Here is a 25,751-nt window from a genome sequence, read left to right on the forward strand (position 1 = left end):
ACCCGGTCGCTTCCCTTGGCGCGCAACGGCCGCCGCGGATCAGCGGGACAGCGCTCGGGCGCAGTGCTCGCGAATCAGCTGCGCTATCGGGTCGCGATTCGCATCGATGAAGAAATGGCCGCCCGGAAAGGTTTTCGCGACGAAGGTTCCGGTGGTGTGCGAATCCCATTCCGCGATGTGCGCGAGACTCGCATCGGGGTCGCGATCCCCGGCGATCGCGACGATCGGAGTGCTGACCATCGCGTCGGTGCCGCAGTCGTAAGTCTCGATGGCCCGGTAGTCGTTCCTGACGACGGACAGGATCAGTTCACGAAATTCCGGATCCTCGAGCAGCGCCGCCGGTGTACCGCCGAACTGCAGGAGATGCTGCACGAGTTCCCGATCGCTCAGCAGGTGGACACGCAGTGCGGGCTGCGCCGCCGCAGGGGCGCGCCGACCGGAGGCGAAAAGGACTCGCGGGCGCACGCCCACCTCGCGTTCGAGCCGCCTGCAGGCCTCGAACGCTACGACAGAGCCCATGCTGTGTCCGAAGATCGAGAAATTCCCGGCCTGCTCGGCCGCTGCTCTCAGCTCGGGAAGCAGGCCGTCGACGAGGCCGGAAATGCTGCCGACGAGCGGTTCCTGCCTGCGGTCTTGTCGCCCCGGATATTGGACGGCGAGAACCTCGAATTCGGATCCCAGGCACTTGGCCAACGGCCCGAAGGATATGGCGGAGCCACCGGCGTGTGGAAAGCAGAACAGCTTGTGGGAGCTATTCCCGGGAGACGGAGACAGGCGACGGAGCCAGCTGTTACCCATGGGCGGGAAAGCCTTTCGTTACGGCACGGATACGCACCGCCGCCGGGAGCTCGGCGGCGGTGCGCCTCGGGGGACTCGGCCTCGCGAGCTAACGGCTCGGTGGTGTGTGGGTGAGCCGCACCACCGCACTCCAAGGCTTCCAAGCCTTGCGGATCGGCTCGCGGGGATCCGGCTGCGGGAGGAAAGTGATCGGCTTCATGAACCACGGCAGCCGGTGGAACCGGTGTGCCGCCGAGACGAGGGATTCCACCTCGTCGGCGGTCCAGTCCAGGTCGGCGAAGAAGCTCAGCGGATCGACAGGACCGAAGTGCCACGGCGCGTTGGCGAGCAGTTCGGTGGTGGCCTTGCTCATCCGCTGCACGATCGCCTGATTGTTGACATCCAGTGCCCACCAGGCTATTTCCGGCCGAGTCAGGGCGGTGGCCAAGCTGGCGACATTGTCGGCGGTGAGGTAGTAGATCAGACCCTCGGTGAGCACCAGCGCCCGCTCCGCGCCCGCGAGCGCCTCGTCCAGGAACTCCCTGCGCGCCTCGGGATCGGCGAGGTCCACCGCCGTGCGGGTGAGCGCGCAGCGCGGCGACTCTCCCGCGAGCAGCTCGTTCTTCTCCTCGACCAAGGCGGGCAGATCGGCTTCGATCCAAGGGAATTCGGCGGGCAGATCCAGCCGGTAGGGGCGGGTGTCCATGCCTGCGGCCATATTGAGCACCCGATCGCAGCCCTGCTCGATGGACTTCATGATCAGGTCGTCGATGAGCTTGGTGCGGGTGACCAGATTCCAGCCGTTGTGCATCAAGAGGGGAGTGCGGCCGGCTATGGCGCGGCCTCGTTCCCCGGCGACCCGATCGGCGAGTGGATCGCGGAAAAGCGCGTCGGGGCGGGCGGATTCGGCAGCGCGGAAGGCGGCCACCCAACGGGCGGTGTCGGAAACGTTGGTAACTAGGTCAGCGGTCTCGGCCACCAATGCAGTCTTGCACAGCGAACGAAGCGTTGCTCAATAGCCGGATCGCCGGAAGTGCCGACAGCCGTTCCCAATTCCCCGAAACACCGCAGTCATCCACAGGCGCCCGCAGGCGTGCTCGCGTTCGCGGGCGTGCTCGCGCCCGTGTCGGCCGCGACACCGGCCGGTGCGCGTCTGCCCGGCAGCGATCCGGCAGCGGGCCGCTGAGGCTACCGAGCCGAGATCCGGCCATCTGCCGGCTGCCGGGCTGAACGCGATAAGGCGTTGTGAACGTTCCCAGTGTGGTTCCAGTTGGTCTTGCGGGGGTCGGCGATGCGGGTTGACCTGGGGATTCTTCACGCGGTTCGGGGTCGTCGACGCCCGTCGCGACCAGTGCCGGTTCGTACCCGCCAGTAGATCGGAACCGACTGTGATGATTCACAAAGTATTGCCGACAGCTTTCTGGATCGCCCGAATCGCTGGCCCGAGACGGGTCTGATGCTGTTTCATTCGTGGTGCGCTGGGGCTCGAGCAGCGGCGGGAAGGAAGTCGTTTCTGCGTTGCTCCGCCTATCCCACAGAAAGAAGGACGGCCTACCAATGCTGCCCACCCGAGGATCGCGGACCGCTCTGTCTGCTCTCGTATTGGCGGCGAGTGCTGCTGCACTCGTCGCACCGACGCCGACCATGGCCGCGCCACAGCCTGCCCCGGCACAGCAGGCCGTTCCGGCGATCCCGGAGAACGTCCCGTCCGAGGCGCTGGCCGCGCTGGCGCCGACGATCGTCAGCGCCATCTCCGCCCCCGCCCCCATCGCCGACGGCGGAAAAGCCGCGATTCTGGCCCAGGCGCGGGCGCTGCTCGCGACGCCCGGCATCCCCCCGCAGGTCAAGGCGACCCTGGAGCGGGTCATCACGTTCCTCGACGGCAGCGGTGGCGGCGGCCCCGAGCTACCGCCGTCGGACGGTCCCCGGATCGCCCAGTTCCTCTACCCGACCATCGGCAAGGGCTGCATCGGCCCGACCTCCGATTCCGTCGGCGCCGCGCTGGCCGTTCCCGGTCCGGCCGATCTGCCGCCGCCGGGACCCAAGGCGGGCCAGACCGGCTTCGTCTTCACCGCGCTTGGCACCAAATCCCCTGCGGCCGTGCAAAATCCGCCGCTGACCGTGCAGTGGGTCAACCTCGACAACCGTCGCTCGGGTGTCCAGCCGCTCACCAACGAGTCGGAGCTCAACGCCGACGGTCCCGCCACGCTGTCGGCCCTGGCCGACACCGGCTCGGGACGCGTCGCCGCGGTCATCTCCGGCTCGCTCACCACGACGACCGCCGACTCCGGCGCTCGTACTTGCACCTTCGCGCCGACCCTCGGCTTCTTCACCGTCGCCTGAGTCGACGCAACGTATTGGAGTTAGATCTATGAGATTCGCCGCTCCCGGCTTGGTCAGCGGGCTGGCCGGCGCGACCCTGGGGGTGATCGCCGTCCTAGGCATCACCACTGGCGCGCAACAGAATTCGATCCCGGCGCCCGAGACGACCGCTGACCCCGGTTCGTCGCTGGCCGGCACGCCGTACGGCAGCCGATGAGCAACGGGCGCAGGACCATCGCCTGCTTCCTGGTCGGCCTCGGCGCGCTGCTGCTCGTGGCAGCGGTCATGATTCCCAGCTACACCGTCGGCAAGGTGGCCAAGACGCCGCTCGACTTGCGGATCACCACGATCGCCAAGAACGTACCCGGCGAGGAAAGCCTTGTGCTGGACTCGAAGTCGCTCACCTCGCCCGAGGGTTCGGCCAAGGTCGACACCAATGTGCCGATCGTCTCGCAGCGTTTCCTCACCGTCGAAGAGCCGTCCGACGCCGACCAGATGACGGTGCAGGCGGGCCAGACGCTGCGTCGGGACGACCGCGAGGGCGACACCGGTCTGCTCACCGCCTCGATCGACCGCGTCACCATCGACCGCAAGACGGGCGAGCCGATCCCGGTGTCCCCCAACGGTTCCATCGCCGTCTCCGTCGACAAGTCGGGCGCCTCGGTGGCCGACCCGTCGCAGCGCGCCGGTCTGCAGTACCGCTTCCCGATCGGCACCGAGAAGAAGTCCTACCCCTACTTCGATCTCAACGCACGCGCCACCTACGACATCCAGTTCGTCGAGGAGTCCGAGATCAACGGCGTGCCGGTCTATCACTTCCGGCAGACCATCCCGGTCACGAACATGTGGGAAGTCGTGCAGGCGCCGACCAACAAGCTCACCCTCCCCGCCGTCAAGTGGGGCCTCGAGGGTGAGGAGCCGGTCACGATGACCCGCTTCTACACCAATACCCGCGACGTGTGGGTCGAGCCGAAGACCGGCGCGGTTCTCAAAGGCGGCGAGCAGATCCACCTGTTCTACGGTCGCAGCGCCCAGCAGGTAGACGTCACCGCCCTCAAGTCCCACCTCGTCTTCGACGAGAAGACCATCGAGTCCCAGCTGGCCGTCACCCAGGAGAGCCTCGACAGGCTCACCCTCTTCGGCCAAACCCTCCCCATCGCCCTGGGCATCCTGGGCGGCATCGCCCTCATCGCAGGCATCGTCCTCGGTGTCCTGAGCAGTGGATCCCGAGGCCGCCGAGCCGAAAGGTTCTAGCGAACCCTGTGAACAACTCCTCGGCCTCCCGTGTCCCGCACCGGGAGGCCGAGGTGTTTGCCGTTCCGGACGGTCGGCAGGCCGGCGGTCCGGGTCAGGCCGCGAGCGTGCGGCCAGGCCTTCGCGAGTGCGAGTAACTGGCGCAACTCCGCGGTGAGATCCCTTGCGCCCGGCTGTACTTGGTACCGGGGCGGCAACCGGCGCGCGCTCGGGGGGTGCCCGGCAGCTTTGGTGGCAACGGCCTCGGCGATGCGACGGGTCTGGATATGTGGGTCACCGCTGGCGCCGGCCAGATCGTCGGGGCTGTCGCTGTAGCGCTTCAGATGGAGCAAGCAGTCGCGGATCTCGACCGTCATGCGGTGTAGACGGATGGCCGGATCTGTTCGGCCGTTGTGGTCGCGTCGCGTCTCCAGGACGACTTCGGGTACAGCTGCCGTGAGATCGGCCCACATCGGCCGCAGGCGGCGGCAGTATCGGCCGGTGCGGTCCCATCCCATGTGGGTGAGCAGGGTGCTGATCAGCGGCACGGCGACCATAGCGGGAACGGCGATGGCCGAGATAAGGAAGCCGCTCCATCCTTTCCAGTGCATCTCGGGAGCGAATGACGGTCGGCCCGTCACGACACTGATGACGGTCTCGAGCGGGTATACGACCGCTACGAATCCCAGGCCAAGCGTGCTGCACACGCTTGCCGTGTAAAGTGCACGTTCCCGCCAAGTCGTGTGGCCTGCGGTGCGAATCTCGCGCACACTTACCCAGCCGAGGAGCAGGGCCGTAGCGCCGAGCGGCAGGGCGAACGCGACCCAGACCACGACAGCGGGCCAGCCCAATGTCTGGTCGATCAACTGGTCGGCGCGGCGGGCAGGCGTCCCCGCGATCAGAATGACGGTGGTAACGGTGATCGTGACGAGGTAGTAACGCCACTGCCTGTGCCACGCCTGTGCGGGATCGGCGCCTGCCCACAGCTTGGCGACACCGTAGACATGGGAGACGGTCAACACGGTTGCTCCCAACGAGAGCTGTCCCGTGCCGTTCACCACGTCGCTGTCGTCGCCCGGCAGCAGCCTGGCCAGTGACTGCTGCAGCCATGCCTCCCGCAACAGGTGTTCGGCGAGAGTGGCGGCGAGCCCACGGTTGATGAGCCTGTCGACGATGCTGTCCCGCAACAGCCAGCACCGACCGGCGAGCACCAACGCGATACCTGCTAGGACGGGCCAGGTGATCAGACCCGGAACCGGGGAGGTCATCTCATCGATGCCGGTTTCGGAAGAACGTCGACCGGAACCGGCTCGGCGATCGCTTCGGCAACATCGCTTCGACCAGCAGCAGGTCGGCGAAGGTTTCGGCGGCGCGCTCGCGCTCACTGCCGTAGTCTCGGCGGCCAAGTACGCTGCGGATGGATTCCAGCGACAGCGAGGGCATCAACTCGCTCAACAGCAGATCAACCCCGGTGTCACCGGGACCGCTCGCAGTCTCTCCGTGACCGAGCAGCATGTGACCGATCTCGTGGGCGATGATGTGATCGGCATGCCATTCGGTGTCGGCGCCGTACATGATCACATCGTCGGCTTCCCGGGCAATCCACAGGCCACTTCCGGTGCCGCATCCGTTCCCCGAGAGCGCGCCGACGTCGATCGGGCACAACGTGATCGGCCGTCCCCGGTACTCGGCCACCCGCGCGACGTATTCCGTTGTGTCCCAGGGGTGGGGGATCGGTACCAGGCGACTCAGCTCCTCGAACCGCGCGGTGAGATCCTCCATTACCATTTCCCTCGTTGTTCGTGTGACCTGTGCCGATGTCGTGGTGATCGTAATCGCCTGCGTGGCAGGTTGCCGGACAGTCTATTCGCGGGCGAGCTTCGACAGACTCGGCCGAGGGTGTTCCTGTCCGCATCGAGCAGGCGGGATGGCAGCCCATCCGCCACGCGTCGGCAAAGTATCGGCCACCCGGGCGGTTCGGCAGTTTCATGTCTGGCGCTCGCGGGTGAGTGATGCCCCGCCGTAGACGGGCTGATCGGTGGCTACCAACCGGCATGTGTCTCAGGGTGGACACGTTTGCGAAAATGGTTCGAGAGGTAACCGGACGGTATTCGGTGGCGTGCCTGTCCTCGTTCATGGTGCCGTAACGTTCTCCTGCGGCCCCAAGCGCCGCTCGCAAAATCCTGGCGTACCGCCGCCGCTGTCATTTCGAGTCTCTCGACGAGTCGTGATCCGCCGTGCAGCAAACTATTTCGCCGGTGCCGCGGCGATTCAGCACGTTGCGGCCGTGCGGTGGCGGTGCTACGGTCCTCATTATTGAGGCGGGCCCCCGCGGCGAGTCATTGCTGATATCGCAGCGAAGGGAATTTACGCATCGATCGGGGGAATCGAGTTGCAGAAGCGCGCTATCCGGGACACATACGGGAAACGATCGATTTCCCATCGGTGGTCCGAAATCGTGGTTGCGCGACGGTATTCCATCGTCGCGGCCGGCGTAGTGTTCACGCTTCTCTCCGGCCTCTGGGGTATCGGAGTGTTCGATCGGCTCAATCTTGCCGGGTACACGGTGCCGGGAAGCCAGTCGAGTGTCGCCGATGAACTGATCGATGAACACCTCGGACGCCGAACCCCTGATGTCGTAGTCCATTACGCCGTCGCGGACGGGCGGAAAATCGCCGATGTTTCGGAAGAAATTCTGCACAGACTGAACGCTTTGGATCAGAGCCTGCTGGCGCAGCCGATCGATTCTTACTGGACATCGGACCCCATCCGTCGCTCCGCGTTCATTTCGGAGGACCGCACCGAAGCGTTGGCCGTCCTCACACTGACCGGTGACGACAGCCAGCGCCTGAAGAACTTCGAACAGATTCGCGATGCACTCTCCGTGCCAGGGATCGAGACGAAGTTCTCGGGGTACAGCGCCGTAACGGAGGCGTACAACTCGGAATCCGAGCGCGACCTGATACTCACCGAGTCGATAGCACTTCCGGTGACCTTGCTGTTTCTCGTCTTCATCTTCGGCGGTCTCGTCGCGGCGAGCATTCCGGTGGTCATCGGGGTGCTTGCGATCGTCTCCTCCCTCGGTGCGCTACGTTTCATCTCCGAATTCACCGAAGTGAGCTCGTTCGCCGTCAACACGGCCTCCCTGATCGGTCTCGGCATGGCGATCGACTACGGCCTGTTCACGGTCAGCAGGTTCCGCGAGGAGATGGCGGCGACCGGAAGCACCGATGACGCTGTCCGCCGCACCGTGCAGACGGCCTGCCGCACGGTGTTGTTCTCCGGACTCGTACTCGTCGCCGCATTCCTGGGCATGCTGGTCTTCCCGTTGTCGGCGATGCGGTCGCTGGGCTTCGGTGCGATGTCGGCGGTCGGGCTCGCCGCTGTGCTGTCGGTGACGGTCGTCCCCGCTGTCCTGGCCATACTCGGCGAGCGGATCAATGCCTTGCCCTTGCGTTTCCGGGGGGCGGATCGCGGCGAGGAACGTGCTATACGATTCTGGGCGCGCTTCGGGGCGGGCGTGATTCGCCGTCCCGGCCTGCTGTCCACAGGGATCATCGCCGTGCTGCTGCTGTTCGCTGCCCCGGTGTTCGGCATCGGGTTCTCGAACATCGACAGCTCGGGGCTCCCCGAAGGCAACCCGACGCGCGTCGCGCAAGAAGCGATCGTCCAGAACTTTCCGAATGCCACCAATGGCGTCGACCTGATCGTGCGGGATGCCGGGGGCGGCCAGCCGGACGCCGCGACGCTCCAAGAGCTGATGACGACAACCGGGCGCACCGAGGGCGTCCGCTTCGCGCTCGTGACGGACCGCGGTCCGGACTTCGCCGTGGTCCACGCGATCTTGGCGGATCCCGATTTCACCACGCCCGCATTGGAAACGGTGCGCAGACTGCGCGCGCTCGAAACGCCACCGAGTATCACGCTGTTGGTGGGCGGTGAGAACGCGATCAGCGCGGACAGCTACGACGCGATCATCGCCGGCTTCCCCAAAATGGCGGCGGCGATGGCGGCAGCCATCTTGGTGATGATGTTCCTCGCGTTTCGATCCGTGTTGCTGCCGATCAAGGCCGTGCTGATGTCCGGATTGAGCCTCGCGGCCAGCCTCGGCATCCTCACCTGGATATTCCAGGACGGGTACGGCGCCGCGTGGCTGGGTGTCACGCCAGGTCCACTGCCGGTGGCCGGAGTGGTGATCGTAGTGGCCACGGTGTTCGGGCTCTCGACCGACTACGAGGTGTTCTTGATATCGCGGATGGTCGAGGCGCGCGCGGCGGGCTCCGACACGAGAGGCGCGGTGCTGGAAGGGGTCGCGGGAACTGGGCGGGTGGTGACGGCGGCGGCGGCCATGCTGATCATCGTTTCCGGAGCGGCAGCGCTCTCCGGCCTGATGCTGGTGAAGCTCGTCGGTCTCGGCATCCTGATTTCGGTCCTCATCGACGCCACTCTCGTGCGCATGGTTCTGGTTCCGGCGCTGGTCGCGCTGATGGGCGAGGCGAACTGGTGGTCTCCCTGGCGACTCCCTGCCGTCGAACCGGCCCCGGAACCCGTCCGATAGCAGTCAGGAGCAGCGATGGCGACGGATTTCGTCAGCGGTTCGATGGTATTGGCGGCCCCGGTCGAGCTCGTTTTCGAGTACGTCAGCGATTACGACCACATACCGGAATGGGTGGCCGGAATCTCGGCTTGCCGCCGGGAACCCGGCGCGCCGCAAGACTTCACGGTCGACATCTCGGTGGGCGCGGTCACGCACTCCGTTTCGTTCACGACCGCGACGTCGATACCGAACCGTTCGATCGTGCTCACCGCGCTCGGCCGGTACGAAGCGAGCGTGGACATCGCGTTCGAATCCGCGGGTCCGCGAGGGTGCAACGTCACGACGGAAGTGCGTTATCCGGTGGAGGAGGGTCTATTCTATCGTCCCGTCAACAAGATGGGCAAATTGATTGCGACAAAGCTGCTCGAAAGAACCGGACGGAATCTCGCGGAGCGCATCATCGGATCATCGGGTTGAGCAGGTAGTTTTCGGAACAGTAAGACGCCGGCTGGGGAGCCGCCGTTCAGGGAGGGGAAATGAGAATTGAAAACCGTCGAGTACTACTCACCGGGGCTTCCGGCGGGCTGGGACGTGCCATCGCCTGCGAGATGTCTCGCCGAGGTGCGTATCTGATCCTCACCGGCCGCAACAAGACCGCGCTGGAAGATACCGCGCGAATGTGTTCGGGCGAAATCATCGTAGCCGACCTCGCGGAACCGGAAGCCCCGGCGAAGCTCGCCGAAGCGGCCGGGCGAATCGACATACTCGTCGCGAATGCCGGCCTTCCTGGTAGTGGTCTGCTCACCGACCTTTCGGTGTCGGATATAGACCGTGCGATCGCGGTGAATCTCCGATCGCACATGGTCCTCGCTCGTCAGGTGATCGAGCAGTCGCGCGAGCGCCGAAGTGGCCACCTGGTCTTCGTTTCGTCGCTGTCCGGAAAGACCGCAGCGCCGAGATCGTCGGTGTACAACGCTACGAAATTCGGCCTTCGGGGATTCGGTCTGGCGCTGCGCGAGGAACTCCGATCCGATGGCGTCGGGGTATCGACAATCTTTCCCGGATTCATTCGGGACGCCGGTATGTTCGCCGACTCCGGACCCATCCGACTACCGAGATTCGTGGGAACGTCCAGCCCGGAAGACGTCGCAGACGCCGTCGTCCGTGCCGTGCGGAAGAACATCTGCGAGATCGACGTGGCGCCGTTCGGGATGCGAGTCGGCTCGCGTTTCGCGCCGATCGCACCGAGTTTGTCGGCGGCGGTCCAGCGATGGTTCGGCGCCGATCGACTGGTCGCCGATTTGGCGGCCGGGCAGCTGAACAAAAGGTAATTTCCGTATTCACTTGCGGAATCGGACATTCGTACTCCGATGTGCCGAGGTGGTCACATCGACTTCACGCGCCTGCCGTAGGCCGCGCTCACCAACACTGATCGAGCTGATGTAATGCAAAATGAAACGCTGTACGCACCGACCGTTGCTCATCTACTACGGTCGCGGGTAGACCTTTATCCCGACCGAATCGTCTTCTCCCATCTGCCCGACGGGGAGACCGTCGCCGAGGCCTGGACTTACCGCCACCTGCACGACCGGGCCGAAAGCATCGCGACCTGGCTGCGCACCGCCGGCGCACAGGGCGAGCGCGTCCTGCTGCTGCACGCGAACCCGCTGCACTTCATCGCGGCGTTCTTCGGCTGCATGTATGCCGGAGCGGTAGCGGTGCCCGCGTATTCTCCGGTCGGCAAACGACAGACGCACCGCATCGCGAAGATCGTCACCGATTCCGGTGCGCGCTTCGCGCTGAACTCGGCGAAATCGCTCGAACGTGACCGAGCGGCAATCGAATCCAGCGAGGTCGCCGGCCCGCTGCGGTGGTGCGCCACGGACGTATCGGCTGCCGAACCTATCGGAACTACGCTGCTCACGACTGCCTTTCCCGCACCGGACGATCTCGCTGTCCTGCAGTACACGTCCGGGTCCACCGGCGACCCCAAGGGCGTCATGGTGACGCATCGCAACTTCGTGCACAACCTGGGCAGTATTCGGTCGGCCTACGATCAGGGCGAGGTCGATACCGTGCGGGAAGCGCAAGGCGTCTTCTGGCTTCCACTGCACCACGACATGGGTTTGGTCGGCGGGGTGCTCGGCACCGTCCACTCGGGTTTCGGCGCGAGCCTGATGTCGCCGGTCTCCTTCGTGCAGCGGCCCATTCGATGGCTCCGGTTGATATCGGGCAAGTCCAACATCGTCACCACGGCGCCCAATTTCGCCTACGACCTATGCGTGCGTACCACGACCCCGGAGGAACGCGCGGACCTGGATCTGCGTGGCTGGCGGGTGGCGATGTGCGGCGCCGAGGCCGTGCGGCAGGAGTCGATGGAACGTTTCGCAGAGGCGTTCGCACCGGCGGGATTCCAGCGTTCGGCGTTGATGCCGGTCTACGGTCTCGCCGAGGGCACGCTCCTGGTCAGCGGGTCGCGACGGCCCGAGGGGCCGCGCTACGAGCGGCTCCGGCGCAGCGCGTTGCGTGACAAGCGGATCGTGCCCGCCCAGGACGGGGACGCCGACTCCGTGGTCATGGTCGGCTGCGGTCGACCGCAACCCGGCACACACGTGGAGATCGCGGACCCGCGGACGCGGCAGCTGTGCCCGCCCGACGTCGTAGGCGAGGTGTGGGTCGCCAGCGAAGCGGTCGCGGAGGGGTATTGGCGGCAGGCCGAGGCGACGGCCGAGATTTTCGGGGCAGAGCTCAGCGGTCCGGCAGGTCCTTCGAGACCGTACCTTCGCACCGGCGACTTGGGATTCCTCCGTGACGGAGAGCTGTTCATCGCAGGCAGGCTGAAGGATCTGATCGTCATCCGCGGCCGCAACCTCTACCCGGACGATATCGAGAGCACCGTGCAGGATACGCATCCCGGACTGGTGCGCGGGCGCGGCGCGGCCATCGCGGTCGAGGGCGCGGACTCCGATCAATTGGTGATCGTGCAGGAGGTTGCCCGTGATCATCTCGCGGATCTGGACGCGGAGGCGATGTCCGCCTCGATCGCGAGCGCGATAGCGCGTGACCACGAGATCGCGGTATCGCGCGTGGTGCTGGTGCGGGGCTACAGCCTGCCGAACACATCCAGCGGCAAGGTGCAGCGCTTCGCCTGCCGTGACCGGCTGGCGGACGGCGGCTTGAAGATCGTGGGCGACTGGTCGCCTGCGGTGATTCCCGCGTCGAACGAGGCGGGAGGCGATAGGGGAACGCCCACCACGGGAGATGGCGACAAGCCGCGGGCCGTGTCGGTCCGTGAACTCGAGCGGTGGATGATCGACCAGCTGTCGGACGAGCTGCGGATACCGGCGGACCAGATCGACCCGAACCAGCTCTTCGCCTACTACGGTTTGGACTCCGTGCGCGGTGTCCGGCTGGCCGCCGCACTGGGCGAATATCTCGGCACCGACGTGGCGGCGACCATCGCCTACGAGTACCCGACGATCGCCGAACTGGCGCGCCACCTGGCCGCTCCTACAGCTGTGGAGTCATCCGCCCCGGCTACGCAGGCCACGCCTGAGCCGGAGGGCCCTTCGGACGACCCGATAGCGATTGTCGGCATCGGTTGCCGGTTTCCCGGCGCCGACGGCCCGGAAGCCTTTTGGGACATGCTGGCCCGCGGTACCGACGCGGTCACCCCTGTCCCGGAGGATCGTTGGGATCACGACGGTTCCAGATGGGGCGGGTTCCTCGAAGACGTGCGCGGTTTCGACGCGGAGTTCTTCGGCATCTCACCGCGCGAAGCCGAGCACATCGACCCGCAGCAGCGGCTGCTGCTCGAGGTGACGTGGGAGGCGCTGTCCGACGCCGGGCTGGACGTCGCGCGACTCAGAGGCCGGCGGGTCGGCAGCTTCATCGGTATCTCCACCAACGACTACGGTCGCATGTTCTACACCTCGGAGGACCGGCTCGACGCCTATTCGGGAACCGGCAATGCCGCCAGCATCGCCGCCAACCGGCTTTCCTACTTCTTCGATTTTCACGGCCCTAGTGTCGCGGTCGACACCGCCTGCTCATCGTCGCTGGTCGCGCTGCACATGGCCTGCCAATCGTTGCGATCGGAGGAAAGCAGCCTCGCCGTGGTGGGTGGTGTCAACGTCATCCTGTCGCCGGGGCTGGCGATAACGATGTCGCGCGCCGGCGTCATGTCGGCAGACGGCCGTTGCAAGGCATTCGATGCTGCCGCGGACGGCTATGTGCGCAGCGAGGGCGCGGGGATCGTCGTGCTGGAGAAGCTCTCGCACGCGGTCGCCAACGGCCATTCGATCTACGCGGTGGTTCGTGGCAGCGCCGTCGATCAGGACGGTCGGACGAACGGCCTCATCGCGCCGAGCCGACGGTCCCAAGAAGATGTGCTTCGGAATGCCTACGCGCAGGCCCGCATCGCACCCCGTGATGTCGGCTACGTGGAGGCACACGGCACCGGAACCTTGCTCGGTGACGCGATCGAAGCGGGCGCCCTTTCGGCGGTGCTCGCCGCAGGGCGCGCGCCCGGCGCCGAATGCCTCGTCGGTTCGGTGAAGACCAATATCGGACATTCGGAGGCCGCCGCGGGAATAGCCGGGGTCATCAAAGTCGCTCTCGCGCTGCGCCATCGGACTATTCCGCGCAGTCTGCACTACCGGGAACCGAATCCGGGGATCGACTTCCCCGTATCCGGACTTCGCGTTGCGACGCAGACCGAGGCATGGCCGACCGGTCGCGAGGTGGCGGGTGTCAGCTCGTTCGGATTCGGCGGCACCAACGCGCACGCGGTGCTGTGCGCGGCTCCCGGTTCGGCGTCCGCGACATCGAACAAGAGGCTCGAACACCGCGCGGTGCTGACCATCTCCGCGCAAAGCGACGATGCCCTTCGGACGCTGGCCGAGCGGTACCGGGATGTCCTGACCGACGACGCTCCCGGCGCGCCCGACTGGACCGACGTGGTCTACTCCGCAGCCGTACGGCAGACGCACCTCGACCATCGGCTCGCCGTTGTCGCCGACTCGAAAAGCGAAGCCGCCGAGTCCCTGTCGGCCTTTCTCCGCGGCGAGAGCGGCCCGGCCGTCGCCACCGGGCGTCGTCGTAACCACGCACCCGAGCTCGCGTTCGTGTTCTCGGGTCAGGGCTCGCAGTGGCTGGGGATGGGGCGCGAGCTGTTCGCGCGGGAGCAGACCTTCCGTGAGGCGTTGGCCGCCGCCGACCGCGAGATCCGCCGGATCACGGGATGGTCGGTGATCGACGAGATCCATGCGAGCGCCGAACGAGCCCGCTTGGACGACGTCGGCGTGGTGCAACCCACGCTCTTCGCCGTGCAGGTGGCGCTCGCGGCTTGGTGGCGGTCGGTCGGCGTGACACCGGACGCGGTAGTCGGCCACAGCATGGGCGAAGTCGCGGCGGCCCACGTGGCCGGGGCGCTGAATCTAGCCGACGCCGCCACGGTGATCTGTCATCGCGCCGCCGCGTTGCGCTCGGTCGCGGGACGCGGCGCGATGGCGTTGGTCGAGCTGTCGCCCGCCGAGGTCGCCGCCAGGATCGCCGCATTCGACGGTGTCGGCATCGCGGCGGTGAACGGTCCGCGCTCGACCGTGGTGTCCGGGACGCCGGAAGCGGTCCGCCGGTTGATCGACGAGCTCGCTGCTGCGGATGTGTTCGCACGGTTGATCAAGGTCGACGTCGCCTCGCACGGGCCGCAGATGGACGAACTCTGCCCGGCGCTCGTCGCGGAACTGTCCGGATTGGACCCGGCCGAAGCCGCGCTGCCGCTCTATTCCACGGTGACGGGAGCTCCGATCGAAGAAGAACTGTCGGCCTGGTATTGGAGCCGAAACCTGCGCGAGACAGTGCAATTCGAGGCGGCCGTCGGTCGGATGATCGAAGACGGCTACGAAGTGTTCCTCGAGATCAGCCCCCACCCGGTGTTGACGGCTTCCGTCGCGGAGATCTGGGCAACCCGCCAAGCGGCGAGCCGCGCAGCGGCGGGCACCGCCCCGGTGTCTGTCTTCGGATCCGTTGTCCGTGGAACCGACGAGAGAGCCGCCTTGTCGGCATCGCTCGCCGCGGTCCATTGTGCGGGATACCCGGTGGAATGGCGGCTGTCGTACCCGGAGGGCGGGCAGTTCGTACGTCTGCCGCGCTATCCGTGGCAGCGGGAAAGACACTGGGTCACCGGCGTCGCCGAGCAGACCGGTCTTGTCGAGCGCAGGCCGGGACGGCTGGAGCGGATCGATTCCGCTGTGCATGCGGGAACCACGCTCTGGCAGACGGACATCGCCGTCGAGACCTTGCCCGCACTCGCCGACCATGTCGTCCAGTCGGTTCCGCTCGTACCTGCCGCGATGTATGTGGCTGTCGCGTGCGCTGTAGCCGAGGAGCGGTTCGGCGTGCGCGGCTACGAGATCGGCGGCATGAGGTTCGACGCGCCGCTCACCGTTGGCGAGGGGGTAGTGCGCCGACTTCAACTGGTATCGGTCGGCGACAGTTCGGCGTCCGCCTCGTTCGGACTGTACGGCTCCGGCAAGGAGTTCGCATCGGAACGACGGTGGCAGCAGCTGACCGGCGGGCTGATGAGCGCGCTCGATGACGATGCCGGGCCCCGATCGATCACGCTGCCCGGCGAGTGGCCCGAGCAGATTTCCGGTCCAGACTTCTATCGTGGATTGGCTGCTCTCGGTCTCACCTATGGCCCAGCGTTTCAACGGATTTCGCGGATAGACCGCCGTGCCGGCGCGGCGATTGCCCGATGCACGCCGCCGGCCAGCGGAACTCCCTTGACGGACAATATGATTCGAATCGATACGGCGTTCCAGCTGTTGGCCGCGGCACTCTCGGGCGGTTCGGGGCCGACTTCGAGAGCCGCCTATCTGCCCACGAGCCTGGACCGGCTGCGGGTATACGCGGACCTGCCGGACGCGGTGCAGTGCTACATGGTCAGCCGCTCATCGACCGAAGCGGACGAAGTCGAGGGCGACTTCCAGATCCTGGCCGAGGACGGTCGGGTGCTGGCCGAAGGCTTCGGCTTCCGAGTGCGGCGCATGGAGTCGAGCGCCGGTCACCCGGAGTCCGGATCGCTGGACGACTGGTTTCACGCCCTGCGCTGGCACGCCGAGCCCCTGAAAGACGGCTCCGCGCAGGCGATGCGGGGAGTCTCGGTGCTCTTGGGCGACGATCCGCTCGTCCAAGAGCTGGGCGATCGGCTGTTGGCCGCAGGACAGCGGGTGGCCGTCCGCGGCTGGGATACCAAGCCAGAGCAGTTCGCGGAAGAGAACGATCACATCGCGGCGGTGGTGTACTCGGCCACCGAAGCGATCACTGCCGAACCGGTGGACGAGGTGCACGCCCAGACACTGCGGTTCACCCGGTTCGTGCAGGCGCTGATTCGCCACGACTGGCACGGCGCACCGCCCCGGCTCTACGTTGTCACCAGGGGCGCCCAGCGGGTGTCCGATACCGAGCGATCCGGATTAGCGGGCGCCATCACCGCGCCGATCTGGGGGATGGCCCGCACCATCGAGTTCGAGCATCCGGAATTCCGTTGTACTCGAATTGATCTCGATGTGACCGCGGCTCAGGACCACGAGGCGGCGGCGGGCGAGGTCGATGCTTTGGGCCGCGAATTGATCGCCGCGAGCTCGGAGACCGAACTCGCTCTGCGCGGTGGTCGCCGCCACGTCGCAAGGCTGTCCAGGGTCCCGGGTCCGCCTCCCACGGTGCGCACGGCGCGAGAGGACGAGGGCTATGCCTTGATCCAGCCGGTGTCCGGTCTGCTCGACACCATGGAACTGCGCGAGCGGCCTCGCCGCGCGCCAGGACCCGGCGAAGTGGAGATACGGGTGCATGCCGCCGGCCTGAACTTCCACGATGTCGTGGAGGCGCTCGGGATCATCCCACCGGACGTCGGCGTCGATCCCGTGCTCGGCGCCGAATGCGCGGGCCGGATCGTAGCGGTAGGTGAAGGAGTGCGCGGCTTGGCACCCGGCGACGAGGTGGTAGCTGTCGCGATTCCCGCTTTCGGGGCCTACGTCGTCACACCGGCGGTACTGACAGCGCCGATCCCGGCCGGGATCGCCGCGACCGACGCCGCGACCATCCCCATCGCGTTCGCGACCGCGTATCGAGCGCTCTGCGACTTGGCGCGGTTGCGGAGGGGTGAGCGGGTGCTGATACATGCCGCGACTGGCGGCGTCGGCCTCGCGGCGATTCAAATAGCGCGGTGGGTCGGCGCCGAGATCTACGCGACCGCGGGAAGCGACGAGAAGCGCGACTATCTGCGGGCGCTCGGCGTCGACCACGTGATGGATTCCAGGTCGCTGTCCTTCGCCGACGATGTGCGCGCGGCGACCAGCGGTGCCGGGGTCGACGTCGTCCTGAATTCGTTGTCCGGCGCGGCCGTCTCGCGTAGCTTGGCCCTGCTTCGGCCGTTCGGCCGGTTCGTCGAGATCGGCAAACGGGACATCCAGGAACGTCGAACGCTCGACATGTGGCAGCTGCGCGAGAACGTCTCGCATTTCACCGTCGACCTCGCCGCGCTGGCCGAACAGCGTCCAGAAGAGCTCGGAGCCACCCTCGGAGTGGTGCTGGACCGCGTGGACGCAGGCGATTTCCGGCCGCTCCCGGTCACGGAATTCGGCATCGGTGAAGCCGCGGCGGCGTTCGAGCACATGTCCCGGGCCCGCCATATCGGCAAGATCGTGCTGACTGTCGGACCAGAGGCGCAAGCTCCGGAAATTCGAGTCGCGGCGCCGCGGTTGTCGGCCGACGGCACGTACCTGGTCACCGGAGGTCTCGGCGGCATCGGGATCGAGGTGGCTCGCTGGCTCATGCGTCGCGGAGCCCGCCATCTCGTCCTCGTCGGTCGCGGCGACCCGGGTGATTCCGCCAGGTCGGCGATCGCCGAACTCGTCGATGGCGGTGCGGAAATCATCACGCTGCGAGCCGACATCAGCGACGGGCGGGAGGTGGACGACCTGTTCCGGGTGATCGGGCAGTCGAGCTTCCCGCTCCGGGGAATCGTGCATGCCGCGGGCGTGCTCGACGACCGGCTTGTGGACCGGCTCGACGAGGAGGCCTTGATGCGCGTGCTCGCGCCCAAGGTCGCGGGTGCCTGGCATCTGCATAACGCCACGTCCGGCACAGCGCTGGACTTCCTCGTGTTCTTCGCCTCTGCGGCCGGTGTCCTGGGATCCCCTGGACAAGCGAATTACGCTGCGGCGAACGCGTTTTTGGATGGGCTGGCGGCATACCGACGGGGCCGCGGAATGCAGGCGATCAGTATCGCGTGGGGCCCGTGGAGCGAGGTCGGTCTCGCCGCTCGAGCGGACCGCAGCGCGCATCTACGGGCGATGGGTGTCGGGGCGATCGGTACGCAGGACGGTCTCCGCATTCTGGACCGGCTGATCCTCGCGAACCCGGTGCACGCCACGGTGATTCCGGCTGGGCCTTCCGGGTGGTCGACGGACCTGGCCACGCTGCTCGAGGTACCCCGATTCGCCGAGCTCACCTCCGGTGTCGGCGAGGGAACCCGCAGCGCCATCGCGGCCCGGTTGGCCGAGGCGATGCCCGAGGATCGCACCGGCATCATCGGGGAATATCTGACCGCCGAAATCGCGCGCAGGCTCGGCATGGACGCGGCCGCGATCGACGGCGACCAGCCGTTGCGGTTCATGGGGCTCGACTCGTTGGCTGCGATGGAGCTTCGCACACGGATCGAACGTGAGCTGCCGGTGACCGTCCCGCTCGTCAAGATCCTCGAAGGCCCGAGCATCACCGAGTTCACCGCCTGGCTGGTCGCGCGCCTCGAGGTCGAAACGCCGCCGGAACCGGCGGACCGTTCCGACAGCGCGCCGGTATCGCTCACTCCCGGAGAGCTGCTCGGCCGTGTGGACAGTCTGTCCGACGACGCGGTCGAAGAACTGTTGACCGAATTTCTTGCCACCGAAGGAGACGTTGCGTCGTGAACGCCAGACCGGATACGACCGGGCTCAGCGCCGACGAGAAACGCGAACTGCTGAGAGAACTTCTGCGGCGGCGAGCACGACAGGACACCGAACGCGATCTGTCGCACGGTGAGCGCGGCCTCTGGCTGCATTCGCGCATCGCTCCCGACAGCTCCTCCTACAACCTGCTGTACGCGGGTCGGATCCATGGCAGCCTGGACCGCGAGAGACTCGGGGCCGCGCTCACCGCCCTCGCGACCAGGCACGAACCGCTGCGGACGGTCTACAGGGAGACGCCCGACGGACCGGTCGCGTACCAGAAGACCGACGCGAACGTTCCACTGCACACCGTGGACGCGTCGACGTGGCATTCCCAGCGACTCGACCGGTGGCTCGACGATCGGCTCGCGCGGCCGATCGATTTGGCGAACGGGCCGCTGTTGGAGGCGACTGTGCTGTCGCTCGGCCCGGAGGAGCACATGCTCGTTCTTTCGATGGCCCACATCGCTGTGGACTTCTGGTCGTTCGACATCTTGATCGCCGAGCTCGCCGCGCTGTACATCGATCCAGCGAACGCGGTCGCACCTGCGGACCGAAGCTACGGCGACTACGTGCGCTGGCAGCAGAACCTGCTGAATGGCCCTCGAGGCCAGGCTCTTCGGGAGTACTGGGTGAATCGGCTGGCGGGCGCGCCACCACGACTCGATCTTCCGGGACGGCGGCCCCGTCCCGCGACACAGACCTTCGCCGGGCGCATGCACGCCTTCGAGATAGACGAAGAACGGACTGCGGCGCTGCGTCAGCTGGCGAAGACCGAGGGTGTCACTCTCCAGATCTCGATCCTTGCGGCTTTCGTGGCGTTGCTGCATCGCTACTCGGGAAGCGACGACATCGTCGTCGGATCGCCGATCGCGGGCCGCGGCATGCCGGGTGCGGAGCGGATGATCGGATACTTCGTGAACGCGGTCGCTCTGCGATCGGATCTGGCGAGCGATCCCAGCTACAGCGAGTTGCTTCAGCAGGTCCGCCGCACAGTGCTGGAAGCGGTCGAGCATCAGGACTACCCGTTCACGGTGCTTGCCGAACAGTTGGTTCCGGTGCGTGATCCTGCGCACTCGCCGATCTTCCAGGTCTTCTTCGCCTGGGAGACCTCCCGCGCGTCGACCGGCGCTCTGCTGGCCGAGTTGCCCGACGATTCGCTCCGGCTGGAGACGTCCACCTTGCGCCAGGGCGGCGCGCCGCTGGATTTGATGCTCATGGTCGCCGAGCGCGAGCGGACACTGTCCGCGGTGCTGCAATACAACACCGACTTGTTCGACGCGTCGATGATCCGCCGTCTCGCCGACCACTTCGCGGTGCTCCTGGACGCCGCGATCGCCACGCCACACCGGGCGATCGGGAGTCTTCCGATCTTGACACCAGCGGAGGTGTTGGACATGGCGCGCTGGAACGCAACCCGAATCGACGAGTTCCAGGACCACTGCTTGCCACGATTGATCCGCGATCAGGTGCTGCGATCGCCGCATGCCACCGCAGTGTCCTTCCGCGGCAAGCACGTCAGCTATCGCGATCTCCAGCGGAGAGCCGAGCATCTCGCCGGTCTGCTTCAGTCGGCGGGCGTCCGACCCGGGGAGGCGGTCGGCATCGCTTTGCAACGCTCGGAGATGTCGGTTATCGGCGCTTACGCGGCGCTCCTCGCCGGCGGCGCGTTCTTGCCGGTCGATCCACGTCATCCGGCGCAGCGATTGCGCACCATCGCTTCGGAGGCTCGGGTCGTGGTGTGGATCACCGATGACGCGAGCAGGGACCGGTTACCCAGCGATGCGCGGACGGTGAACGCCGAGGGCGCCCAGGAGGAACCGACCGGCTTCGATCCGGCCGCCGCGTCGCCCCGTCCCGGAGATGCCGCCTACGTGATGTTCACTTCGGGCTCCACCGGGATACCGAAGGGCGTCGTGAACACTCATCGGGGGATTTGCAATCGCCTGCTGTGGATGCAACGCGAATATCCACTGTCGGCACAGGATTCGGTACTGCACAAAACTCCGGCCACGTTCGATGTCTCGGTATGGGAACTGTTCTGGCCGCTGGTGGCGGGCGCGCGTGTGGTGGTCGCGGAACCCGACGGTCACCTGGACGCCGGATACCTCGCCGAGACGATCGTCGAAAACGAAGTCACCGTCGTGCATTTCGTGCCGTCGATGTTGCGCATCTTCCTTGCGGACATGCGCGCGCGGCAGTGCACGGGATTGCGCCGGGTGATCACCAGCGGTGAAGCGCTGACAGCGGATCTGCGCGACGAATTCTTCGGCCTGCTTCCGGCGAGCCTGCACAACCTGTACGGGCCGACGGAAGCCGCCATCGACGTCACGTATTACGACTGTCGCCGCGACGACCCGGACCCGGTCGTGCCGATCGGGCGACCCATCGCGAACACGCGCATCCATCTGCTGGATCGGCACCGGAACCCGGTGCCGATCGGCGTCACCGGTGAGCTGTACATCGGCGGAATCGGCGTCGCCAAGGGCTATGTGAGCAGACCCGAACTGACCGCCGAGCGCTTCGTCGAAGACCCGTGGGCCGCCGAGCCCGGTGTTCTGCTGTACAGGACCGGCGACCTCGCGCGGTTCCGCCCGGACGGCGCCATCGAGTACCTCGGGCGCGCGGACCAGCAGGTGAAGATCCGTGGTGTTCGCATCGAGCCCGCCGAAGTCGAGGCCGCTCTGTCGGCGAGTTCGTCGGTGCGCGAGGCGGTGGTCGTCGCCGACGGCGACGATCCGAGCTCCCGGCGTCTGGTGGCGTACGTGGTGCCCGCGGACCTGGCGGCGCTACCGACGGACGGGGATCTGCGTGCCCTGCTGCGCGAACGTCTTCCCGATGCGATGGTTCCCGCCCACTTCGTGCCGCTGGATCGGATTCCGACGACGCCCAGCGGCAAGCGGGACTACCGCGCGTTGCCAGAACCTCCCACCGAGCGTCCCGGCATCGACGACCGGTACCAGCCGCCGGAAGGACCGATTCAGATCGCTCTCGCGGGACTGTGGCAGAAGGCGCTGCGGGTGGACCGCATCGGTGCCGACGACGACTTCTTCGAACTCGGCGGCTCGTCGACGCAGATCATGGAGATCTGCACCGGGGCGGGCGAACTCGGGATCACCGTGAGTCCCGAGACGCTGTTCCGGCATCGGACGATCAGCGCGATCGCTCGGTCGGTCGAGGATGGAGAGGCTCCGCGTCTGCACGAAACCAGTAGCGGCACTGCACTTGTCGACTCCTATACCGCGCCCGCTGGTGCGACCGCCGTCGATCGGCCCGTGCCGAGGGCAGGCAACACCGTGATCGAAAGCATTGGCGTCTATCTCCCCGACAACGTCGTCTCGACCGAGGAGATACTGGCCGGATGCGCGCGGCCGGTCGGGATTCCGCTGGCGCAGCTCACCGGAATCCGAACCCGCCGCCGGGTCGGGCCGGGCGAATTCTCGATCGACTTGGCGTTACGGGCCGCCCATCGGTGCTTGTCTCTGTCCCGCCACACCGCAGCCGACATCGACCTGTTGATCTGCACCAACATCTCGAAGATCGAGGGACCCGACCATCGGTTCGTCTACGAGCCGAGCAGTTCGATGCGGCTGCGGACCCTGCTCGCGCTCGACAACGCGCTGAGCTTCGACATCTCGAACGCGTGCGCCGGGATGTTCACCGGAATCTCGGTGGCCGACGGCTTCCTGCGTACCGGACGCGTCCGCAGGGCCATGGTCGTCAGCGGTGAGTACATCTCGCACATCATCGACACCGCCCAGCGAGAAATCGTGGACCTTCTCGACGACCGTCTGGCCTGCCTGACGGTCGGCGATGCGGGGGCCGCGCTCATTCTGGAACGGGGAACCGACGGGCACACGGGATTTCATGATCTTCGGCTGCGCAGCCTCAGCAAGTACAGCGACTTGTGCATCGGCAGACGGACCGACCAGCCGCACGGCGGCGCGATCATGCATACGAAGGCGGTGGAGCAGACCGCGGTCGCCGTACGGAAATCCATACCGTTCGCGGCAGGCATGCTGAGCAGGCACGGCTGGTCTGCCGAGTCCGTGGACCACATCCTGGTGCACCAGACCTCCAAGGCGTCCATCGATGACGCGTCCGCGACGATCAACCGTCTCGCGGGCAGGCCCGTCGCCCATCCGGAGAAGGTCGTGTACAACCTCGCCGAACGTGGCAACACCGCTTCGACAACGCATTTCGTCGCGATCCATGATCTGGTGCGGAAGGGCAGCATCCGGGCCGGTGATCGAATGCTCTTCGGGGTCACCGGTTCCGGGCAGACCGTTGGGGCGGCCCTGTACACCTTCGACGACCTTCCGAACCGGATGCGCGGCGGCGACGTGTCGGCGCCGCCCGCGTCGAGCGAGTACGTCGCCCCGAAGCCGCGACGAGTGCGAATCGAGGCGATCGCGATCGCGACGGCACGGGACGGCGACACGGCTGTCGATCTGGCGGTCGACGCCGGCTCGGCATGCCTCGCGCAATCGACCGTCGAGTCGTCCGATATCGGTTTGCTCCTGTACGCGGGCATGCTGCGCGACGGCCATATGATCGAGCCGGCCACCGCGACCTTCGTCGCGAGCAAGTTGCACATCAACGACGACCCGGCGGAACCGTTCGACGGCGGCACACTCGCCTTCGACGTGATGGACGGCGCCACCGGATTTCTTGCGGCGTGCCATATCGCGGCGACGGCGATCGGCGCGGGAGACACCCCGGCGGCGCTGGTTGTCGCAGCCGAAGCGGACCCGGACGTGCCCGGCAGGCTCGCGGCGACTCGCGGGATCGTGCACGGCGGGTCTGCGCTGCTGCTGACCGGATCGGAGGACGGCACGGGCTTCACCGATTTCCATTTCGCCACCTATCCATCCGACATCGGTGCGTTGTCCTCTTATAACCGAATGCACGGTGCCGAGGGTCTCCAGGTTTCGCGGGTTCCGGCGCTCGAGGATGTCTACCTCGCGCGTATCGGCGAGACGGTGGCGGAATTCCTGGCCGGGCTCGAATTGTCGCTGTCGGATATCGGAGTCGTTTGTGGCCCGCAGATATCGACGAAGTTCCTCGACCGCCTGGCTGAGCGCATAGACGTTCCGCGCTCCCGTGTCGTCGATGTCACCGTCGATGGCGTCGACCTGTTCACTTCCTCGATCCCGGCAGCGTTGCGACACTGCCGGGACAGTGGGTTCGCCGTCGATGGTGACGTCGGACTGATCGTCGCCGTCGGTGCGGGAATCCGCGTGGGGTGTGCGATCTACCGATTCTGATCCATAACCGAATCGCGCGGCGTCCTGCGGCCTGGTATTCGCACCATGGCCGCAGGGCGTCGTGACGATTGCCCGCGGAAGCACTTCGCGCGTGGTGGAGTGGGCGTACCATGGCTAAAACTGGACGACTGTCCATGAATTCGTGGACCTCGATCACCTTTGTGAGCGCGTTATGGCTGACCGTGTACACGCCTTTACCGATGACGTCCTCGCCGAGCACGATGCCGTCGCGCTGGCGGCTTTGGTCCGGTCCGGTGAGGTGAGTCCCGAGGAGGTGGCGCGGGCGGCGATTGCGCGGGCCGAGCGAGTGGAGCCGGTGTTGCATGCCGTCGAGCTGGATTGTTACGAGCGGCCGCGGTTCACGGGGGAGCGGTCGGGCGTGTGGTTCGGGGTGCCGACGTTTCTGAAGGACAATGCCGATGTGGCGGGGATGCCGACGCGCCACGGCAGTGTCGCGTTCCGGCCGCGGCCCGCCGCGCGTGACGACGCGTACACGCGGCAGTTCCTGAGTACCGGGGTGACGCTGCTGGGCAAGACGCGGTTGCCGGAGTTCGGGCTCAATCCGACGACCGAATTCCAGAACGCGGAGCCGACGGTCAACCCGTGGAATCCGGAGTACTCGGTGGGTGGATCGTCCGGTGGCGGTGCGGCGCTCGTCGCCGCGGGGGTGGTGCCGGTGGCGCACGGGAACGACGGCGGGGGATCGTTGCGTATCCCGGCCGCGTGCGCGGGCCTCGTCGCGCTGAAGCCGAGCCGGTTCCGGCATCTGGACAACGTCCAAGCCCGCCAACTACCGATCAAGCTCATCTCCGAGGGTGTGCTGACCAGGACGGTGCGCGATACCGCGGCGTATACCGCTGCGGCCGAGCGCTATTGGCGTAACCCGAAGCTGACTCCGATCGGGTTTGTCGAGGGTCCGACGGATCGGCAGTTGCGCATCGGTGTGCTGCTCGGTTCGGGAACCGGTGACGAGCCGGACGCCGAGACCCGCGCCGCCGTCGAGCAGGCGGCGCGTTTGCTGGAGAAGGCCGGACATCACGTGGAAGCATTGGGCGTGCCGTTCGCCCGGCGGCTCGCCGACGACTTCCTGCTGTACTGGGCGTTGCTCGCGCACATGGCGGCGCTGACCGGCAAGATCCTGCACGGTCGCACGTTCGACCGTTCCGCGCTCGACGACCTGACCAAGGGATTGGGCCGATACCACCGGGAACGTTTCGTCGGCAGCGCGGGCGCGCTGTACCGGCTGCGCCGGGCGAGGCAGAGTTACGACCGCGTCTTCACCGACTACGACCTCGTGCTCTCGCCGGTGACCACCCACACCGTCCCGCCGATCGGCTACCTGAGTCCGACGGTGCCCGCCGACCAACTCATCGATCGCTTGTTCCGATACGCGGGCTACACACCGATCAACAACATCACCGGATCACCAGCTATCTCACTACCTACTGGCCTCGGCCCCAACGGACTGCCCATCGGCGTAATGTGCAGCGCCGCGTACGGAGACGAGCGCACCCTCCTCGAGATCGGCTACCTCCTCGAAGCGGAACACCCTTTCCCGCGAATAACCGCGGACCTGCGCGACTGAGCTCGCCGGCGAAACCTCCTGTGGAGCGACTTCGCTGAAGC

At 66.6% G+C, this 25,751-nt stretch carries 15 protein-coding genes; 10 read left to right on the forward strand and 5 right to left on the reverse strand.

Annotated elements, in window-relative coordinates:
* Window positions 1-39 precede the first annotated feature (39 nt).
* Both FB390_RS13545 and FB390_RS13550 read right to left on the reverse strand, forming a co-directional pair.
* The gene (locus tag FB390_RS13545) at window positions 40-798 is read right to left on the reverse strand and encodes a thioesterase II family protein (RefSeq protein WP_141809270.1); all 759 of its coding nucleotides are present in this window, start codon (window positions 796-798) and stop codon (window positions 40-42) included.
* An 88-nt stretch (window positions 799-886) separates the two neighbouring features.
* Window positions 887-1,756: a class I SAM-dependent methyltransferase gene (locus FB390_RS13550; protein ID WP_141809271.1), complete on the reverse strand. Its 870-nt coding sequence runs from the start codon at window positions 1,754-1,756 to the stop codon at window positions 887-889.
* Window positions 1,757-1,810: 54 nt separating this feature from the next.
* Here FB390_RS13550 and FB390_RS33505 point away from each other — a divergent pair, with 54 nt between their 5' ends.
* From FB390_RS33505 to pgfA, 4 genes are all read left to right on the forward strand, one after another.
* Complete coding sequence (locus FB390_RS33505) at window positions 1,811-1,963, forward strand: hypothetical protein (RefSeq protein WP_185757028.1); 153 nt, start codon at window positions 1,811-1,813, stop codon at window positions 1,961-1,963.
* Between the two features lie 371 nt (window positions 1,964-2,334).
* On the forward strand, window positions 2,335-3,120 hold the full coding sequence (locus FB390_RS13555) for an Rv1157c family protein (RefSeq protein WP_141809272.1): 786 nt from the start codon (window positions 2,335-2,337) through the stop codon (window positions 3,118-3,120).
* Window positions 3,121-3,148: 28 nt separating this feature from the next.
* Window positions 3,149-3,316: a DUF2613 family protein gene (locus tag FB390_RS13560; protein WP_141809273.1), complete on the forward strand. Its 168-nt coding sequence runs from the start codon at window positions 3,149-3,151 to the stop codon at window positions 3,314-3,316.
* On the forward strand, window positions 3,313-4,353 hold the full coding sequence (pgfA, locus tag FB390_RS13565) for a cell envelope lipid trafficking protein PgfA (protein ID WP_141809274.1): 1,041 nt from the start codon (window positions 3,313-3,315) through the stop codon (window positions 4,351-4,353). Before FB390_RS13560 ends, pgfA begins: the two co-directional genes overlap by 4 nt.
* On the opposite strand, the gene FB390_RS13570 is transcribed toward pgfA, so the two are convergent.
* The 3 genes from FB390_RS13570 to FB390_RS34230 form a co-directional block, all read right to left on the reverse strand.
* Window positions 4,350-5,600: an MAB_1171c family putative transporter gene (locus FB390_RS13570; RefSeq protein ID WP_342780404.1), complete on the reverse strand. Its 1,251-nt coding sequence runs from the start codon at window positions 5,598-5,600 to the stop codon at window positions 4,350-4,352. The genes pgfA and FB390_RS13570 overlap by 4 nt on opposite strands.
* A 1-nt stretch (window position 5,601) precedes the next feature.
* Entirely contained in the window at window positions 5,602-5,907 is a 306-nt protein-coding gene (locus FB390_RS34225; protein ID WP_246124003.1) for a zinc metalloprotease, read from the reverse strand.
* 628 nt (window positions 5,908-6,535) lie between these two features.
* The gene (locus FB390_RS34230; protein ID WP_246124004.1) at window positions 6,536-7,033 is read right to left on the reverse strand and encodes a hypothetical protein; all 498 of its coding nucleotides are present in this window, start codon (window positions 7,031-7,033) and stop codon (window positions 6,536-6,538) included.
* A 12-nt stretch (window positions 7,034-7,045) separates the two neighbouring features.
* Here FB390_RS34230 and FB390_RS13580 point away from each other — a divergent pair, with 12 nt between their 5' ends.
* From FB390_RS13580 to FB390_RS13605, 6 genes are all read left to right on the forward strand, one after another.
* Window positions 7,046-8,890 (forward strand): MMPL family transporter, encoded by a 1,845-nt coding sequence (locus FB390_RS13580; RefSeq protein WP_246124005.1) that lies wholly within the window; start codon window positions 7,046-7,048, stop codon window positions 8,888-8,890.
* A gap of 15 nt (window positions 8,891-8,905) precedes the next feature.
* A complete protein-coding gene (locus FB390_RS13585; RefSeq protein WP_141809276.1) occupies window positions 8,906-9,346 on the forward strand; it encodes an SRPBCC family protein in 441 nt (146 codons plus the stop codon).
* A 131-nt stretch (window positions 9,347-9,477) separates the two neighbouring features.
* Window positions 9,478-10,200: an SDR family NAD(P)-dependent oxidoreductase gene (locus tag FB390_RS13590; protein WP_246124286.1), complete on the forward strand. Its 723-nt coding sequence runs from the start codon at window positions 9,478-9,480 to the stop codon at window positions 10,198-10,200.
* A gap of 114 nt (window positions 10,201-10,314) precedes the next feature.
* Window positions 10,315-18,840, forward strand: coding sequence for a type I polyketide synthase (locus FB390_RS13595; protein WP_141809278.1), 8,526 nt, complete (start codon window positions 10,315-10,317; stop codon window positions 18,838-18,840).
* Window positions 18,837-24,125, forward strand: coding sequence for a non-ribosomal peptide synthetase (locus tag FB390_RS13600; RefSeq protein ID WP_141809279.1), 5,289 nt, complete (start codon window positions 18,837-18,839; stop codon window positions 24,123-24,125). Before FB390_RS13595 ends, FB390_RS13600 begins: the two co-directional genes overlap by 4 nt.
* A 172-nt stretch (window positions 24,126-24,297) precedes the next feature.
* Entirely contained in the window at window positions 24,298-25,710 is a 1,413-nt protein-coding gene (locus FB390_RS13605; protein ID WP_141809280.1) for an amidase, read from the forward strand.
* Window positions 25,711-25,751 lie beyond the last annotated feature (41 nt).

This window comes from Nocardia bhagyanarayanae (assembly GCF_006716565.1).
Taxonomy (GTDB): Bacteria; Actinomycetota; Actinomycetes; order Mycobacteriales; family Mycobacteriaceae; genus Nocardia; species Nocardia bhagyanarayanae.